17 protein-coding genes and 1 other annotated feature are annotated in these 16,700 nt (G+C 44.8%); of the genes, 16 read left to right on the forward strand and 1 reads right to left on the reverse strand.

Translation table 11 applies throughout. The annotated features are described in order from the left end of the window. Nucleotides 1-12: 12 nt before the first annotated feature. The 9 genes from gltX (at nt 13) to IGI76_RS00165 (ending at nt 6,917) form a co-directional block, all read left to right on the forward strand. Nucleotides 13-1,470, forward strand: a complete 1,458-nt coding sequence (gene gltX, locus IGI76_RS00125) for a glutamate--tRNA ligase (RefSeq protein ID WP_010748481.1) — start codon at nt 13-15, stop codon at nt 1,468-1,470. After that, nucleotides 1,467-1,665: a binding site (T-box leader), on the forward strand. (Overlaps the previous gene by 4 nt.) A 65-nt stretch (nt 1,666-1,730) precedes the next feature. After that, nucleotides 1,731-2,267: a serine O-acetyltransferase EpsC gene (gene epsC / locus IGI76_RS00130; protein WP_034695645.1), complete on the forward strand. Its 537-nt coding sequence runs from the start codon at nt 1,731-1,733 to the stop codon at nt 2,265-2,267. Continuing rightward, nucleotides 2,260-3,672 (forward strand): cysteine--tRNA ligase, encoded by a 1,413-nt coding sequence (cysS, locus tag IGI76_RS00135; protein WP_010748483.1) that lies wholly within the window; start codon nt 2,260-2,262, stop codon nt 3,670-3,672. The genes epsC and cysS overlap by 8 nt, the downstream gene beginning before the upstream one ends. Beyond that, the gene (locus IGI76_RS00140; protein WP_010748484.1) at nt 3,669-4,091 is read left to right on the forward strand and encodes a Mini-ribonuclease 3; all 423 of its coding nucleotides are present in this window, start codon (nt 3,669-3,671) and stop codon (nt 4,089-4,091) included. The genes cysS and IGI76_RS00140 overlap by 4 nt, the downstream gene beginning before the upstream one ends. Beyond that, nucleotides 4,057-4,896 carry a 23S rRNA (guanosine(2251)-2'-O)-methyltransferase RlmB gene (gene rlmB / locus IGI76_RS00145; RefSeq protein ID WP_010748485.1) on the forward strand — a complete coding sequence of 280 codons (840 nt, stop codon included), beginning with the start codon at nt 4,057-4,059 and terminating at the stop codon, nt 4,894-4,896. The genes IGI76_RS00140 and rlmB overlap by 35 nt, the downstream gene beginning before the upstream one ends. Continuing rightward, nucleotides 4,893-5,411, forward strand: a complete 519-nt coding sequence (locus IGI76_RS00150) for an NYN domain-containing protein (protein ID WP_010748486.1) — start codon at nt 4,893-4,895, stop codon at nt 5,409-5,411. Before rlmB ends, IGI76_RS00150 begins: the two co-directional genes overlap by 4 nt. Nucleotides 5,412-5,506: 95 nt before the next feature. After that, on the forward strand, nt 5,507-6,070 hold the full coding sequence (locus tag IGI76_RS00155) for a sigma-70 family RNA polymerase sigma factor (protein WP_015508689.1): 564 nt from the start codon (nt 5,507-5,509) through the stop codon (nt 6,068-6,070). Between the two features lie 87 nt (nt 6,071-6,157). Further along, nucleotides 6,158-6,403 carry a Veg family protein gene (locus IGI76_RS00160; RefSeq protein ID WP_005226417.1) on the forward strand — a complete coding sequence of 82 codons (246 nt, stop codon included), beginning with the start codon at nt 6,158-6,160 and terminating at the stop codon, nt 6,401-6,403. 61 nt (nt 6,404-6,464) lie between these two features. Continuing rightward, complete coding sequence (locus tag IGI76_RS00165) at nt 6,465-6,917, forward strand: GNAT family N-acetyltransferase (RefSeq protein WP_010748489.1); 453 nt, start codon at nt 6,465-6,467, stop codon at nt 6,915-6,917. Nucleotides 6,918-7,012: 95 nt separating this feature from the next. Here the strand turns inward: IGI76_RS00165 and mscL are convergent, their stop codons facing one another. After that, nucleotides 7,013-7,459 (reverse strand): large conductance mechanosensitive channel protein MscL, encoded by a 447-nt coding sequence (gene mscL / locus IGI76_RS00170; protein ID WP_005226421.1) that lies wholly within the window; start codon nt 7,457-7,459, stop codon nt 7,013-7,015. A 161-nt stretch (nt 7,460-7,620) separates the two neighbouring features. Between mscL and yfmF the strand changes: the two genes are divergently transcribed. From yfmF to rny, 7 genes are all read left to right on the forward strand, one after another. Beyond that, nucleotides 7,621-8,889, forward strand: a complete 1,269-nt coding sequence (gene yfmF / locus IGI76_RS00175) for an EF-P 5-aminopentanol modification-associated protein YfmF (protein WP_010748490.1) — start codon at nt 7,621-7,623, stop codon at nt 8,887-8,889. Further along, nucleotides 8,882-10,180, forward strand: coding sequence for an EF-P 5-aminopentanol modification-associated protein YfmH (yfmH, locus tag IGI76_RS00180; protein ID WP_438780878.1), 1,299 nt, complete (start codon nt 8,882-8,884; stop codon nt 10,178-10,180). Before yfmF ends, yfmH begins: the two co-directional genes overlap by 8 nt. Nucleotides 10,181-10,644: 464 nt before the next feature. Then, the gene (locus IGI76_RS00185) at nt 10,645-11,547 is read left to right on the forward strand and encodes a helix-turn-helix domain-containing protein (protein ID WP_159161176.1); all 903 of its coding nucleotides are present in this window, start codon (nt 10,645-10,647) and stop codon (nt 11,545-11,547) included. A 132-nt stretch (nt 11,548-11,679) separates the two neighbouring features. Next, nucleotides 11,680-12,261, forward strand: coding sequence for a CDP-diacylglycerol--glycerol-3-phosphate 3-phosphatidyltransferase (gene pgsA / locus IGI76_RS00190; RefSeq protein WP_005226440.1), 582 nt, complete (start codon nt 11,680-11,682; stop codon nt 12,259-12,261). Between the two features lie 127 nt (nt 12,262-12,388). Beyond that, nucleotides 12,389-13,627: a competence/damage-inducible protein A gene (locus tag IGI76_RS00195; protein ID WP_194185233.1), complete on the forward strand. Its 1,239-nt coding sequence runs from the start codon at nt 12,389-12,391 to the stop codon at nt 13,625-13,627. Nucleotides 13,628-13,729: 102 nt separating this feature from the next. Beyond that, nucleotides 13,730-14,773, forward strand: a complete 1,044-nt coding sequence (recA, locus tag IGI76_RS00200; protein ID WP_005226448.1) for a recombinase RecA — start codon at nt 13,730-13,732, stop codon at nt 14,771-14,773. A 243-nt stretch (nt 14,774-15,016) separates the two neighbouring features. Next, complete coding sequence (gene rny / locus IGI76_RS00205) at nt 15,017-16,591, forward strand: ribonuclease Y (RefSeq protein ID WP_005232891.1); 1,575 nt, start codon at nt 15,017-15,019, stop codon at nt 16,589-16,591. Nucleotides 16,592-16,700: the final 109 nt, after the last annotated feature.

The following is a 16,700-nucleotide window of genomic DNA, read 5'->3' on the forward strand; positions in this document are numbered from 1 at the left end:
AAGAGGAAAACAATGACAAAAGTACGTGTACGTTACGCGCCAAGTCCAACAGGACATTTACACATCGGGAATGCTCGGACGGCTTTATTCAATTATTTGTTTGCTCGTCATAATGACGGTGAATTTATTATCCGAATCGAAGACACCGATCAAAAAAGAAACATTGAAGATGGTGAAAAAAGCCAGCTTGAAAACTTGCAATGGTTAGGAATGGATTGGGACGAATCACCTGAAAATCCAGGAGAATACGGTCCGTATCGTCAATCAGAACGCGGCGATATCTACCAACCACTGATCGATCAATTGCTTGCAAGCAATCGTGCGTATAAGTGTTATTGTACGGAAGAAGAATTGGAAGCCGAACGTGAAGGCCAAAGAGCTCGTGGCGAAATGCCCCATTATGCAGGGAAATGTGCCAACTTAACACCAGAAGAGCAAGCCGACAAAGAAGCACAAGGCTTGAAACCAGTGATTCGTTTCCGTGTCTCTCGCAATACTGAATACAAATTCCACGACATGGTCAAAGGCGAGATCGTTTTTGAATCAGATAATGTCGGTGGCGATTTTGTCATTCAAAAACGTGACGGTATGCCGACTTACAACTTTGCAGTAGCAGTCGATGACCATCATATGAAAATCACCCATGTGCTGCGTGGAGATGACCACATCGCCAACACACCAAAACAGTTGATGATCTATGAAGCATTTGGCTGGCAAGCACCAGAATTCGGGCATATGACGTTGATCATCAATAGCGAAACCGGGAAAAAATTAAGCAAACGGGACGAATCGATTCTCCAATTCATCGAGCAATACCGTGAGTTGGGTTATCTACCAGACGCTATGTTCAACTTCATTGCACTTTTAGGCTGGTCACCAGTAGGGGAAGAAGAAATCTTCTCTCAAGAAGAATTGATCAAAATCTTTGATCCTGAACGGTTGAGCAAATCACCAGCTGCCTTCGATGCCAAGAAGTTGGAATGGGTCAATAACCAGTACATGAAACAAATGGATCTGGATGAATTGACGGCAATGTGCGTCCCTTACTTGGCAAAAGCCGGTCGCATCGAAGAAACATTGACCGAAGAAAAAGCTGCTTGGTTGAAAAAAATCGTTTCCTTGTATCAACCGCAAATGAGTTTTGCGGCACAAATCGTCGACCTTTCGGAATTGTTCTTCGAAGAACACCCTGAATTAGATGATGCAGCCAAAGAAGTCTTAGCAGGAGAAACTGTACCGACGGTTTTGACAGCCTTTAAAGAAAAATTACAGGCGATGCCAGTCGTTGAGGCTGCGGCAGTCAAAGCAGCCATCAAAGAGATCCAAAAAGAAACAGGCATCAAAGGCAAGAATTTATTCATGCCGATCCGCGTGGCGGTCTCAGGCCAAACCCACGGACCAGAACTACCAGATACCGTTGAATTATTAGGGAAAGAAAAAGCCCTTGATCATTTGAATAACGTGTTATAAACACAGCGAATAGACGAAGTACTAGCCGATTTTTTTCAGAGAGACCACGGAAGGTGAGAGTGGTCAAAAAAGGCTAGGAAATGCACCTAGGAGTGGCTTTGGCGCAAGTCAAAGACGAAGCAGCGGACGTTACCCGCTTGAAGGCAGTGCCGAACTGCGAACAAAAGTGGGACCACGCAAAAAAGCGTCTTTTGAATAAGGAAACTTATTTGAAAGACGCTTTTTTCGTATCAAGAAGTTTGGATAAAGTAGGTGAGAAGATGACTTGGTTCAAAAAAGCAATTGCGGCAACAAAAAAACATGATCCATCGGTACGATCAACGTTGGAGATCATCATCACATACCCAGGATTTCATGCCTTGTTTTGGCATCGTTGGTCGCATTTTTTGTTTCAGCATCGCTGGTATTTTTTGGCAAAACTGACGGCCCAGTTTTGGCGTTTCTTGACTGGGATCGAGATTCATCCTGGTGCGCAGATCGGCCAAGGGGTCTTTATCGATCATGGGATGGGCGTCGTGATCGGGGAAACGGCGATCATTGAAGATGATGTCGTCTTGTTTCACGGTGTCACCTTAGGGGGAACCGGTAAAGAGCGGGGCAAGCGTCATCCCACGGTTAAAACCGGTGCGTTTCTCTCAGCCCATGCGCAGATCTTAGGCCCTGTCACGATCGGTGAGCGTGCAAAGATCGGCGCCAATGCAGTGGTTTTGAAGGATATCCCTGCAGAAGCAACTGCTGTCGGAATCCCAGCAAAGATCGTTCGAATCAAAGGAAAGAAGGTTATCCACGATGATTAAAATCTATAATACGCTGACACGGGAAAAAGAAGTGTTTCAGCCATTAGAAGAAAAGAAAGTAAAAATGTATGTTTGCGGACCCACCGTCTATAACTACATCCATATCGGGAATGGCCGCAGTACTGTGTCGTTTGATACCGTGCGCCGTTATTTTGAATACCGCGGCTATACAGTGGACTATTTGATGAATTTTACCGATGTCGATGATAAAATCATTCGTGCGGCAAAAGAATTAGGCACGACGGCCCCAGAAGTGGCAGAGCGTTTTATCAACGCCTTCAATGAAGATACCGCAGCGCTGAACGTCAAACCTGCTACGATGAATCCTCGTGTGATGGATCATATCGAAGACATCATTGCCTTTATTGCTGCTCTTGTAGAAAAAGGCTATGCCTATCCAGTCAATGGCGATGTTTATTACCGTACCCGCAAATTTGCTCACTATGGGCAATTAAGCGACCAATCCATCGATGAGCTGGAAGTCGGCGCAAGTCAGCGGACCGGTGAAGAACAAAAAATCAAGGAAGATCCGTTGGATTTTGCTTTGTGGAAAGCGGCAAAAGGCGATGAGATCGCTTGGGAATCTCCTTGGGGAGTCGGTCGTCCTGGCTGGCATATCGAATGCTCGGTGATGGCGACCAAACACCTAGGCGAGACCATCGATATTCATGGAGGCGGACAAGACTTGACCTTCCCGCATCATGAAAATGAGATCGCCCAAAGCGAGGCGAAAACTGGCAAGACCTTTGCCAACTATTGGATGCATAACGGCTATGTGACGATCGGTGAAGACGAAGAAAAAATGAGTAAGTCACTGGGCAACTTCGTCACGGTGCATGAGATGGTCAAAAAAGTTGATCCGCAGGTGCTGCGTTTCTTTTTGGCAACGACCCAGTACCGCCGACCAATCAAATACAGTGAGACTACCTTGCATGAAGCACAAACCAACCTGCAAAAATTGCGGACGACCTATGAAAATGCCAAATTCCGCTTGAATAGCAGTCATTATCAAGCCAGCGATGAGGAAGTCAATGCAGCGGTTCTGGAAGAATTTGAAGAACGTTTCGTCAAAGAAATGGACGACGATTTCAATGCGGCTAACGGGATCACTGTGGTCTATGAATTGGCGAAGTGGCTGAACTTAGCTAGCGAAGACCCAGAAACAGATTTGGCTTTATTAGCCGCTGGATTAGCCAAATTCAGCGAATGGCTGACGATTTTCGGGATTTATTTTGTATCCGAAGAATTGCTGGATGAAGAAATCGAACAGCTGATCAATGAACGGATCGCCGCACGCAAAGCCAAAGATTTTGCCCGCAGCGACCAAATCCGTGATGAGTTGAAAGAACAAGGGATCATCTTAGAAGATACCCCGCAAGGAACCCGATGGAGACGAGAAGCATGAGAGATTATAAACAATTGAATGGTTTGGCATTGGCCTATGTGGGGGATGCGGTCTATGAAGTCTATATTCGCGATTATTTAGTCGCCCAAGGCCAAACCCGCCCGAACCAACTGCACCATATGGCGACCCACTATGTGTCGGCCAAAGCCCAAGCGGCATTGATCCAAAAGATGTTGGATGAAGAGATCCTGACCGAAGAAGAATATGATTTTTACCGCCGCGGCCGTAATAGTAAAAGCCATACGGGTGCCAAAAATGCCGATGTCACGACGTATCGTATCGCTACTGGCTTTGAATCGCTGATCGGGTATTTGCACCTCACGCAGCAAAAAGAACGCTTAGACGAGCTAATAGACTGGTGTATAAAGAAAGTAGGAGAAGAAGATGCGAGAAAAACCGCAAAGAAAGCGTCCAAATAAAAAAACAGCTGGCCGATCAGAAGCCAGACAAGAAAATAGACCGGATCGCCGCAAAGAAGCCGCTGGAGAAGCCATCGAAGATAATTTTGTCTTCGGCTATCATGCGGTTGCTGAAGCCTTGAAAGAAGGGCGAGGCAACAAGCTGTTTCTTTCCGAAGAAGCACGGGGAGAAAAAATCGATCGTTTGAAAGAAATGGCGCGGGAACAGGCAGTTCCAGTCAAATGGGTGCCAAAACAAAAGCTGGATACGATGAGTGACCAAGGGGTCCATCAAGGCATGATCTTGGCGATCACCCCTTATCAGTATTTGACCTTGGATGAATTGTTGGCCCAAACGAAAGAACAGCCGCTGTATCTGATTTTAGATAATCTAGAAGATCCCCATAATTTCGGCTCCATCATGCGAACCGCTGATGCCAGCGGCGTAGACGGGATCATCATTCCAAAACACCGTGCGGTGGGGATCACGCCAATCGTGGTGAAAACGTCGACCGGCGCAGTGGAACATATCCCTGTGGCCCGCGTGACCAACTTGACCCAAGCAGTCCAGCAGCTGAAAAAAGCTGGTTTTTGGATCTTCGGTACGGATATGAGTGGCAGTGATTACCGCACATGGAATGCCCAAGGGGCGGTCGGTTTGATCATCGGCAACGAAGGACGCGGCATGGGGGAAGGTTTGAAAAAAGAAGTGGATCAAATGCTGACGATCCCAATGACTGGGCACGTGCAGAGCTTAAATGCCAGTGTGGCGGCAGGCTTGTTGATGTATCAGGCCTTTACTAGCCGAAATGGGGCGTCCCAATGAAAACCCCTTTGCTGATCGTGGATGGCTACAATATGATTGGCGCTTGGCCGGAGCTGGTTCTTTTGAAAAATCAGGACCGTTTAGAAGATGCCCGAGAAGCCTTACTGAATCGGCTGTCGAATTATGCAAAATATGAAGGGTTGAAAATCATCGTTGTTTTTGACGCCCAACTGGTGCCTGGTGTGACCCAAAGTTACACCAAATATCAGCTGGAAGTTATTTTTACCGAAGAAGGAGAGACCGCCGACAGCTACATCGAACGAATCGCTGGTGAATTAAACAATCGATTGACGCAAGTCACCGTCGCTACCAGCGATTTAGCCGAACAGTGGGTGATCTTCTCTCAAGGTGCTTTGCGAACTTCGGCACGGGAATTGTACAAAAGCGTGGAAAAAACGGAAAAAGACATCCACGAGCATCAAACCGACTTGCGATTTGAAAATTTTCGACGCAATTCCCCTTGGTCACCTGAACAATTAGCCGAACTTGAAAAGAAATTGCAAGACCTTAGTTAGGGACAAAGTTGGTCTGGTAAATTAGAAGATGTCCCAGCCATTTATGATACGCTCCTTTTGTAGCAAATGAAACAAAAACAAAAGGAGTGATCTCGATGCGCACAAAGGAAAGACAAGTATCGCACCGTTCAGATAGATTTGAAGAGTTGTTCAGAAAATATCGACCGATCGTTGAGATTTTGCATAAAAAATATTATCTGCGGGATTATGACTTAGACGATTGGCTGCAAGAAGGCAGGATCGTTTTTAATAAGTGTCTAAAGACTTACGATAAGGACAAAGGAACGACCATCGGTATCTTGTTTAAGCGTTCCTTTGAGAACCGTATCTGCAGCCTGTTGCGGGCGCAACATGCCCAAAAACGCAAAGCCCAAGTCGATGCCTGCTCGCTGGAAGAAAAGCTTTTACAAGAAGGCAATCGGTTTTTGACCGATCATAATCGCTGTGCGGAAACTGCAGAGACCTACTTGTTCGTTAATGAATCGTTGGCAGAGTATCCGAAAAGTTTATCGTCTTTAGAACGAATGGTTATAATGAATTATTTAAAAGGATTAGAACTTGATCAGATTGCCGCTCAAGAAAAGCTGCCTTATGAAAAAATAAAAAGCGCTTTCAGTCGCGGTCGGACAAAGTTGATAGCGCTTATCAAGGGTGTTTAACAAAAATCTTATTGAAAGTAGAATTATTTTATGGTAAACTTGAAATTTTCTGCTTTTCGTGGTATGATGATGCTCGAGGTGAATGCGATGCCAACAACTTTAGCTACGATCAAGAAAGATTTAGAAGGCCGTATCGGTAGTGAGATTATGCTAGTTGCTCAGACTGGACGTAAGCGTCAAACTGAACGTCGCGGCGTTTTGACAGAAACTTATCCTTCAGTTTTTGTTGTAGATTTGGATCCAAATGAGAATTCATTCGAGCGGGTTTCTTATAGTTATTCAGATATTTTAACTAGAACTGTTGAGATTGAATTTTTATCAGAAGCTGTTTGAAACAAGAAGAGTTGACACTTTGTTGACTCTTTTTTGGTTCAATAAGATAAGGAGTGATGGGATGGCGTTTTTTCTAAAAGAGTTAGGGGAAATGACTGGGGTGGAGTTTTATCAGCTTGCCCGTTTGCGTACAGCGGTTTTTGTGGTGGAACAAGCGTGTGCGTATCAAGAGATCGATGCGATCGATGCACAAGCCAAACATTTATGGGCCCTTGATGAGGAAGGGCAGATCGTTTCGTACGCCCGTATTTTCCAGCAGGAACAAACGGTGCATTTTGGTCGGGTCATTGTGGCACCAGCATACCGGGGGCAAAAAGAAGGCCATCGTCTGATCAAAGAAGTTTTGCATCGCATTGAGCAGTGTTATCCAGCTTTGCCTATTGAGATCGAAGCACAAGCCCACTTAGAAAAATTCTACGGCCAGTATGGCTTTAAAACCATTACACCGCCTTTTTATGAAGACGGGATCCTGCATGTCGGGATGAAAAAAGAAGCAAGCACAGCGACTCTCTAGCGAGGTTCGCGTGCTTGCTTCTTTTAGCGCTATGATTGATGGATCGGATGAATCCGAATCGCTTCTTTCGACCTTATTGACTAAGAGCCGTTTTTTTATCGGATCGTATCATCCAATGATGTTGGACGTGGATCCACAGTGTTGGCAGGAGGCGTTTGCGCTTTTAGAAGGTCACGAATCTCTTCTAAATAATCCTCTGCAGTGACTTCTGGTACTTCTTCTTCCTCAGGTTGTTGTTTCAGATTGCGTAGTTTGTTGACTGCTTTGACAATCAAGAACAAGACAAATGCGGTAATCAAGAACGTAATAATGGCAGTAATTACGCGGCCGAAATCAAAGACCACATTTTTGGCTGGTTCAAAGACCAAGCCAGAAAAGGCATCTGCGTTACCAAAGAGTGATAAGATCCATGAAACCAATGGTGTCAGCAATCCTTCAACTAAACTAGTGACGATTGCGGTGAAGGCACTCCCGATCACGACCCCGATCGCCAAGTCAATGACGTTTCCTCGTAAAATAAATTCTTTAAATTCTTTAATCATCCTGTATCCTCCCTTCTAAATCTTACTGACAGTATAGCGAAAAACGCGGGATTTATAAAAAAAAACGCTCGCTGCAACAGGTTTGATCAGTGAGCCGAGGAGAAAGTTTGTCAGCTATGCTATAATTGAAGAGATAATTTTGCTTCTAGAAGGGGTGTCACATGTCTATTGAATTAAAAAAAGGTGTTCGGTTAACGGTGCTACCGACCAAAAAGTATAAAACGATCCGTTTTTTCGTTCGGTTTACTGCACCATTGCAGGCTGAAATGACCGCCAAACGGACCTTATTGACCAGTTTATTAGAAACGACTAGTTTGGCTTATCCGACACAGACCGCATTTAGCAGTCAGCTGGCAGAGCTTTACGGTGCCAGCTTTGGTATGAATGTTAACAAACGGGGCAATCTGCATCAAATCAATGCAGCGATGTCCTTTGTCAACGGGAAGTACGTGTCAGATGAAGCAGTATTGCCGCAAGCAGCCGCTTTTTTAGCAGAAGTTTTGTTCCATCCGAATGCCCACGAGGAACAGTTTGAAGAAAAGAACTTCACCATCGAAAAGCACAACTTGATCGCCTATATGAACAGCGTGGCAGAAGATAAGCAAGCATTGGCTTCTTTAGGGCTGCAAGAGTTGTATTTCGAAAACGATCAGAATCAGAAGTATCCGAGCTTTGGCCGTCCCCAAGACTTAGAAGCTGTGACCGCAAAAGAGCTTTACCAAACCTATCGCTCAATGATGGACAATGATCAAATCGATATTTTCGTGATCGGCGATGTGGTTGAAGCAGAAGTTGCGGCGCTCTTCCAAAACATGGCCTTTACCGATCGGCCAGACCAAGCAATGCCGGTCTTTTATCAGCAAGCGGCGGAAAACATCATTCGCGAGAAAATCTTGCGAGAACCAATCATCCAAGCCAAATTGAACTTAGGCTATCATACTGGCGTGTATTATGACCAAACCGAGCGGATCGCCTTTATGGTCTTCAACGGGTTGTTTGGCGGATTCCCTCATTCAAAACTGTTTATGAATGTCCGAGAGAAAGAAAGTTTGGCGTATTATGCTTCTAGCAGTATCGATACGTTTCGTGGGTATTTGTCGGTCCAAACGGGGATCGATGGCAAAAACCGCGATAAGGTCTTCAAATTGATCGAACAGCAGCTGCAAAGCTTGCAGCGTGGCGAAGTCACCGCGGAAGAACTGGCGCAAACAAAAGCGATGTTGAAAAACCAGTACTTGCTTTCATTGGATAACCCACAAGCACTGATCGAAACAGCCTATCTGAATCAGTGGGTACCGAATACGAAAATGACGGAAGATGAATTTATGCAGAAATTGGCACAAGTGACCGTGGCAGATGTCCAAGCATTGGCTCAAAACGTGTCCTTGCAAGCTGTATTCTTCCTGGATAAGGAGACGACCCATGAATAAAAAAGTCTATCAGCAAATCAATGAGACCCTTTATGAAGAAGTATTGCCAAACGGCTTGAAAGTTTATTTGCTGCCAAAAGCCGATTTCCATAAAACTTACGGACTTTTCAGTACGAACTATGGCTCTGTCGACAATCATTTCGGGTTTTCACCCGAAGCATTGCATCGAGTCCCTGATGGCATTGCCCATTTTCTAGAGCACAAACTGTTTGAAAAAGAAGACGGCGATGTCTTTCATACCTTTGGTCAGCAGGGGGCTTCTGCCAATGCCTTTACCAGTTTCACGAAAACCAGCTACCTTTTTTCGGCAACCGATCAAATCAAGCTGAACCTTGAAACGTTGATCGATTTCGTTCAAGCCCCGTATTTCACAGAAGAAACCGTCGAAAAAGAAAAAGGGATCATTGGTCAAGAAATCCAAATGTATGATGACGATCCAAACTGGCAGCAGTTTTTCGGCATCATCAAAAATCTGTATCCGAAGCACCCCTTGCATATCGATATCGCTGGTACGGTGGAAAGCATTGCGCAGATCACCGCAGAAGACTTGTATCTTTGCTACAATACCTTCTATCACCCAAGCAACATGACGCTTTTTGTGGTAGGCAATATCGATCCTGAAGAAACGATGGCGTGGATTCGGACCAATCAAGCGGCCAAGACCTTTCCAGAAACGCAGGCGATCATTCGCCAGTTTCCTGAAGAAACCTTTGCCGATATTCAAGCAGAATCAAGTCTTACCATGCCAGTGACACGTGCCAAAGGTGTATTAGGGATCAAAGGAGACTTGAACAAACTGCCGAAATCAGGAAGAGAGCTCTTGCGCTTCAAAAATGCGTTGAATCTTTTCTGCCAATTGGTGTTAGGCAATACTTCCGCCAATTATTTGCATTTGTATGATCAAGGCATCATCGACGACACATTTGGGTTTGAAGTGAACTTGGATCGCGGCTTTTACTTTGCCGACTTCTCGGGGGATTCTGAAGAGCCAGAAAAAATGTTGGCAGAGATCGAAGCGATCGTAATGAATTTCCCGCAAGATCCAGAGATCAATGAAGAAAACTTGACGTTATTGAAGAAGAAAATGCTAGGGAAATATTTCCAATCACTGAACTCACTGGAGTTTATCGCAAACCAGTTTACCCAAAGTTTATTTGGTGAAACGACGCTCTTTGATCTGCCAGAAGTGATCCAATCGATCACTTTGGAAGATGTCCAGCAAGCGGCTCGTTCCTTTATCGACCCCAAAGCGTTTAGTCGTTTTTACATGTATCCAACAGAAAAAGCCTAAGCGAAGGCTGGTTTTGTCAAACAGCTGTCATCTAAGCGACACTGACTGATTCAAGGAGGAACGCCCAACAGAACAAGGGCTGGCCAACTCCTGAGTCATTCAGTGTTTTCTTTTTGCGTCAAAAGGTGGTTTTTTCTTGCAATTTGATGCCAATTTGGCGAAAAGTATTAAAATTTGTTTGCGAGTTGTGGTTAGGCTATCCTCAGACTTTTTATTTTATGGTATTCTTTAATTATTGAAGCAAAATCTTTTTTTGTTTTTTTACAAAAAATCACGGAAAAAATGTTATATTTAGTAGACGGCGCGCCCAGATGGCAATCTGCGTGACGGAGTTTTTTTTATTGACGTATACAGGGAACCCCTGTTTTAAAATGATAGAGCAGCTTTGCTGACCTTACGACAAGCAGCGAAGCGATTTTAGGGCTTTTTTTAAAGATGAATAAAAGACTGGAGTAGATGATCGAGTGGCCAACGAAACAACGATTGGAGCAAAATTACGGCAAGCCCGTTTAGATAAAAACATTTCATTGATTGAATTACAACAAATGACAAAGATCCAAAAACGCTATTTAGAAGCAATTGAAGCAGAGCGTTTTGATCAATTGCCAGGCACTTTTTATGTCCGTGCGTTTATTCGCCAATATGCAGCAGCGGTTGGAGAAGACGGCGACAAATTGGTAGCCGTTTTTGATGGCAAAGATACGTTAGACGCCCCCTTACCAAAAAGACCGCAGCCTGAAACCGTCAGCGGCTCACGAAAAGCACAGCACGTAGAAGAAAAAAGCGGCTCATTTGTCGTCCGCTATTTGCCGATGATTCTATTAGGCTTGGTGGCCATTACGATCGTGAGTATCGTGGGCTACATGGCTTGGCAAGACCGGAATACAACGCCGATGATCCAAGGAAGCTCTTCTCTTGTGGTAGAAAATTCAGCGTCTACCGCTTCCACCACGTCAAGTACGGAAGAAACCAGTACTTCGAGTGAAGTGACGGAGTCTTCAAGTACGACGGAATCCAGCGAAGCGAAAATGACGATGACTGCCAGTGATTCGACGCAATCGTCGATCACGATCACGATGAAAGATGCGGAAAATCCTATTGAATTAGCATTTACTGGGCTAGATGCTTCTTGTTGGGTCGGTGTACAAGTCGACAACGCTTATGTGTACCAATACACTGTTCAAGCGGGAGAAACGCAATCGATGACGCTGCCAGAAGGCGCCACGAATGCGACCTTGACCCTGGGCGCAAGTCAAAATATCTCCATCACTGCCAATGGTCAGGAAGTGGACTTTTCTGACCCGCAATTTGAATTGTTACAAAAGACAGTCCGCCTCGTGATTGAATACCAAGACGATGCGGCATAAATCTGACAAATGCGCCTTATTGAGGTATCATTAGCTAAAAAGTTATCTGTTGCATCCGACCATTGAAAAGCAGAAGTAGTGGCATGATTTGCCGTTATTTCGTACAATAGTCGGCAGAGAGGAGTCTATTTCGTGAATTTACCCAATCAATTAACTGTATTACGGATCATTATGATCCCCATCTTTATTTTGGTCTTGGTTTTGCCAATCGATCTTGGCACGCTGACCGTTGGTACGACACAATTAGAAAACACGCACCTTATTGCAGCGATCCTTTTTGCGGCAGCCAGCATTACAGACTGGCTAGATGGCAAGATCGCTCGTTCCAGAGGCCTTGTTACCAACTTCGGGAAGTTTGCTGACCCGTTAGCAGATAAAATGCTCGTCATGACGGCTTTTATCATGCTGGTTGAATTAGACAAAGCCCCAGGCTGGGTAGTTTCGATCATCGTTTGCCGCGAGTTGGCAGTGACGGGTTTACGCTTGTTGTTAGTGGAACAAAGCGGGGAAGTCATGGCTGCTGCGTGGCCAGGGAAAATCAAAACCGCGACACAAATGGTTGCGATCATTTTCTTGTTCTTGAACAACATTCCCTTTTCAATGATCGGTTTGCCTATCGATCAAATCATGTTGTATCTATGTTTGATCTTCACGATCTATTCCGGGGTCGATTATTTCATAAAAAATACGAATGTTTTTAAAGATTCTATGTAAAATTTCTAGATCTAGATAAAGAAGCGATAAAAACAAGGATACAAGTCACGAAAGTTCAGAAGTTTTCTGGACTTTTTTTGTCAATATGAAAGACTTTTACGTATCTGATAAATGAAGGAGTAAACGAATGAAAGCAGAAATTATTGCAGTCGGGACCGAATTACTTTTAGGACAGGTGGTGAATACGAACGCGACCTTCTTGTCAGAAGAACTGGCAAGTCTTGGGATCGATGTTTTTTATCATAGTGTTGTCGGGGACAACCCCAATCGCTTAGAGGAATTGCTGACGATCGCCGACAAACGCAGCGACTTGATCGTATTATGTGGCGGTTTAGGGCCCACCGACGATGACTTGACGAAACAAGTCACTGCCCGTCATGTGGGACAAGAGTTAGTCAGAGATGAACCAGGTTATCACCAATTGAAAGCCTTCTTTGAAAACAGTCAACGGAGAATGACGGAAAACAATTTGCGGCAGACCCTCGTTTTTAAAGACGGTGTGTCTTTGCCAAATCCCAATGGACTAGCGATCGGGATCTTTTATCAGACAACCGCTACCAGTTATTTGCTGCTGCCGGGACCACCAAGTGAACTGCAGGCGATGTTTCTTACCCACGCAAAACCACTTCTATTAGAGCAGTTTCCCCAAGAAGAAGTCTTGCTTTCTCGCGTTTTGCGCTATTACGGGATCGGGGAATCGGCGTTGGTCACAGAATTGGCCGATTTGATCGAGAATCAAGTCAATCCCACCATCGCTCCTTATGCCAAACCCAATGAGGTCACGCTGCGTCTGACGGTCAAAACCGCAGACGAGGCGCAAGGGATCAAACAATTGGATGCGTTAGAAGAAACCGTCCAAGCACGGGTCGGTGCGTATTTCTATGGGTATGGGGAACAAAATTCGCTGGCAGAAACAGTCGTCGAGCGACTGATCGAGAAAAAGAAAACCGTCACCGCAGCGGAAAGTTTGACCGCTGGTTTGTTCCAAGCGACCCTAGGAGGGATTCCTGGCGTCTCTGAGGTGTTTCCCGGTGGGTTCGTGACATATTCTGCTGCAACAAAAAGCAAGCTCTTAGGCATCGATCCAGGGCTTTTGGAAAGCTATGGGACTGTTAGTCAGGAGTGTGCGGAAGCAATGGCCGTCTATGCCCGCAAACAAGCCGAGACCGATTATGCGGTGGCGTTTACGGGTGTTGCTGGTCCAGACGAGTTAGAAGGTCAGCCTAAAGGTACCGTTTGGATCGCCTTAGCTTCTGACAAAGGCGTCTCGAGCCAGCTGTATCACTTCAACCGCGACCGCGCCTATATTCGGCATAGTGCTGTCATGGCGGGCTTAAATCAAATACGTAAGGAATTATTAAATTAATGCGAATGTTTGTTCGTTTTTTCTTGCAATTTCCCGTCAGAAGGACTATTATTATCTTATGAACGACACACGAAAGTGATGAATATAAGGAGGATTATCCGTTTGGCAGATGATCGTAAAGCAGCCTTAGATGCTGCACTAAAGAAGATTGAAAAGAACTATGGTAAAGGTGCCATCATGAAGCTTGGCGAAAAAGTTGATCAACAAATTTCAACGATCCCAAGTGGTTCATTGGCCTTGGATGTTGCATTAGGTGTAGGTGGTTACCCACGAGGACGGATCGTAGAAGTTTACGGCCCAGAAAGTTCTGGTAAAACGACAGTTGCTTTACATGCCATTGCGGAAGTCCAAAAAAATGGCGGAACAGCAGCATTTATCGATGCCGAACATGCGTTAGATCCTCAATATGCGCAAAAATTAGGTGTAAATATCGATGATCTTTTGTTATCACAACCAGATACAGGGGAACAAGGATTAGAGATCGCTGACGCCTTAGTTTCAAGTGGTGCGGTTGATATCGTGGTCATTGACTCGGTAGCAGCTTTAGTCCCACGGGCGGAGATCGACGGTGAAATGGGTGATACCCACGTTGGTTTGCAAGCACGTTTGATGTCACAAGCATTACGGAAACTTTCTGGTTCCATCAACAAAACGAAAACGATCGCGATCTTTATCAACCAAATTCGGGAAAAAGTTGGGATCATGTTCGGGAATCCAGAAACGACGCCTGGTGGCCGTGCGTTGAAATTCTATTCAACCATCCGTTTGGAAGTACGTCGTGCTGAGCAATTGAAATCCGGTACAGATATCATCGGGAACCGCACGAAGATCAAAGTAGTCAAAAACAAAGTAGCGCCACCATTTAAAGTAGCAGAAGTCGACATGATGTATGGTCAAGGGATTTCCCAAGAAGGCGAATTGCTGGATATGGCTGTGGAACAAGACATCGTCGATAAAAGCGGTGCGTGGTATGCCTATAAAGGGGATCGTATCGGTCAAGGTCGTGAAAACGCCAAAAACTACATGCGTGAACACCAAGAAATGATGTTAGAAGTTTCTGCTCGCGTCCGCGATGCTTACGGGATTGGAACAGGAGAGACCGTAACCCTTGAGGAAGCGCAAGAAGAATTACCATTAGACGACTAAGTCTTGAAAAAGCCAAACAACCTCGTTGTTTGGCTTTTTTGTGGCTTTTTGCTAGATTCGTCCATTGTTGAAAAAACATCCGTAAAAAGGAAGGGTTGCGAAAGTTTACTTTATTATTTAAAGTTGACACTCTTGGGTTCAAACAGTAGAATAAACGTATGTGGATTTCCACATAAGAAGTAGCGAATTGATAATTTTGTTATCCTTTGTTAATCAAAATTACAAAATATTTAAAAAGATAGTATGGAGGTGGATTCATTGGAACTACTTTACATTCTCCTCGCTATCATCGGTTTAATTGTCGGTCTTGGATTAGGAGTTTATGTGACGAAATCTCGTCATGAGAAAGAAATCAACGGCGCCCAAAATTCTGCAGCTGGAATTATCGAAAGCGCTAAGAAAGAAGCAGAAACTCTTAAAAAAGAAGCATTGTTAGAAGCTAAGGAAGAAAATCAGAAGTATCGGTCAGAGATTGAAAGTGAGTTGAAAGAAAGCAAACTTGATTTAAAATCACAAGAAAATCGTTTACTCCAAAGAGAACAAGTTCTTGATCGTAAGGACGATTCTTTGGAAAAACGAGAACGCTCACTTGAAGATAAAGAAGGCAGACTTAGTGAGAAACAACAATTAATTGACGAGCGAGAAAAAGAAGTAGAAAACTTAATCGATGGACAACAGAAAGAATTAGAGCGCATCGCTGCGCTGTCTAGAGATGAAGCAAAAGAGTTGATCATGAAATCAACGGAAGAGGAATTGAACCATGAATTAACGATCATGGTCAAAGAATCTGAACAGCGTGCGAAGGAAGAAGCAGATCGAAAAGCAAAAAATCTCTTGTCCTTAGCAATCCAACGTTGTGCCGCAGACCAAGTGTCTGAAACCACGGTATCGGTCGTATCATTACCAAACGATGAGATGAAAGGTCGAATCATCGGAAGAGAAGGTCGGAACATTCGCACCCTTGAAACATTGACAGGGATCGATTTGATCATTGATGACACGCCAGAAGCAGTCGTCTTATCAGGATTTGATCCGATTCGCCGTGAAATTGCTCGTATGACCCTTGAAAAACTGATTCAAGACGGCCGGATCCATCCAGCTCGAATTGAAGAAATGGTCGAAAAATCTCGGAAAGAAATGGATGAGCATATTCGTGAATATGGGGAACAAGCAGCCTTTGAAGTCGGCGCCCACACCCTTCATCCAGACTTGATCAAGATTTTAGGTCGTTTGCGTTTCCGTACCAGCTACGGACAAAACGTCTTGAACCACTCGATCGAAGTCGCAAAACTAACCGGTGTTCTTGCCGCAGAATTAGGCGAAGATATCCAGTTAGCCAAACGTGCCGGACTCTTGCATGATATCGGGAAAGCCCTTGACCATGAAATTGAAGGCTCTCACGTTGAGATCGGGGCTGAGTTAGCTGCCAAATACAAAGAAAATGGTGTGGTGATCAATGCGATTGCTTCTCACCATGGAGATGTTGAAGCAACATCGGTTATCTCTGTTTTAGTTGCAGCCGCAGATGCCTTGTCAGCAGCCCGTCCAGGTGCCCGCAGCGAATCATTGGAAAATTATATTCGCCGCTTGCAAAACCTAGAAAATATCGCCAACGGCTTCAAAGGGGTCGATTCCAGTTTTGCAGTCCAAGCCGGACGTGAAGTCCGTGTAATGGTCAAACCAGAAGAGATTTCTGATTTGGATGCTGTACGATTGGTTCGCGACATCCGCAAGAAGATCGAAGACGATTTGGATTACCCAGGTCATATCAAAGTAACCGTTATTCGCGAGACCCGCGCAACGGATTACGCCAAATAGCAAGCAAAAGCAGTATCCTCTGAGAGGATACTGCTTTTTTGTGTAGCTGATTGTCAATAAGGACGGCTGAGTTGTGCAAAATCGACTCTATTTCATCAGTCCCATAAAT

This window comes from Enterococcus sp. DIV2449a, assembly GCF_051711225.1.
In the GTDB taxonomy this organism is placed as follows: domain Bacteria; phylum Bacillota; class Bacilli; order Lactobacillales; family Enterococcaceae; genus Enterococcus_D; species Enterococcus_D casseliflavus.

Coding starts and splice junctions, on each gene's coding strand:
- gltX (WP_010748481.1), top strand. CDS start 13: ATGACAAAAGTACGTGTACGTTACGCGCCAAGTCCAACAGGACATTTA.
- epsC (WP_034695645.1), top strand. CDS start 1,731: ATGACTTGGTTCAAAAAAGCAATTGCGGCAACAAAAAAACATGATCCA.
- cysS (WP_010748483.1), top strand. CDS start 2,260: ATGATTAAAATCTATAATACGCTGACACGGGAAAAAGAAGTGTTTCAG.
- IGI76_RS00140 (WP_010748484.1), top strand. CDS start 3,669: ATGAGAGATTATAAACAATTGAATGGTTTGGCATTGGCCTATGTGGGG.
- rlmB (WP_010748485.1), top strand. CDS start 4,057: ATGCGAGAAAAACCGCAAAGAAAGCGTCCAAATAAAAAAACAGCTGGC.
- IGI76_RS00150 (WP_010748486.1), top strand. CDS start 4,893: ATGAAAACCCCTTTGCTGATCGTGGATGGCTACAATATGATTGGCGCT.
- IGI76_RS00155 (WP_015508689.1), top strand. CDS start 5,507: ATGCGCACAAAGGAAAGACAAGTATCGCACCGTTCAGATAGATTTGAA.
- IGI76_RS00160 (WP_005226417.1), top strand. CDS start 6,158: ATGCCAACAACTTTAGCTACGATCAAGAAAGATTTAGAAGGCCGTATC.
- IGI76_RS00165 (WP_010748489.1), top strand. CDS start 6,465: ATGGCGTTTTTTCTAAAAGAGTTAGGGGAAATGACTGGGGTGGAGTTT.
- mscL (WP_005226421.1), bottom strand. CDS start 7,459: ATGATTAAAGAATTTAAAGAATTTATTTTACGAGGAAACGTCATTGAC.
- yfmF (WP_010748490.1), top strand. CDS start 7,621: ATGTCTATTGAATTAAAAAAAGGTGTTCGGTTAACGGTGCTACCGACC.
- yfmH (WP_438780878.1), top strand. CDS start 8,882: ATGAATAAAAAAGTCTATCAGCAAATCAATGAGACCCTTTATGAAGAA.
- IGI76_RS00195 (WP_194185233.1), top strand. CDS start 12,389: ATGAAAGCAGAAATTATTGCAGTCGGGACCGAATTACTTTTAGGACAG.
- rny (WP_005232891.1), top strand. CDS start 15,017: ATGGAGGTGGATTCATTGGAACTACTTTACATTCTCCTCGCTATCATC.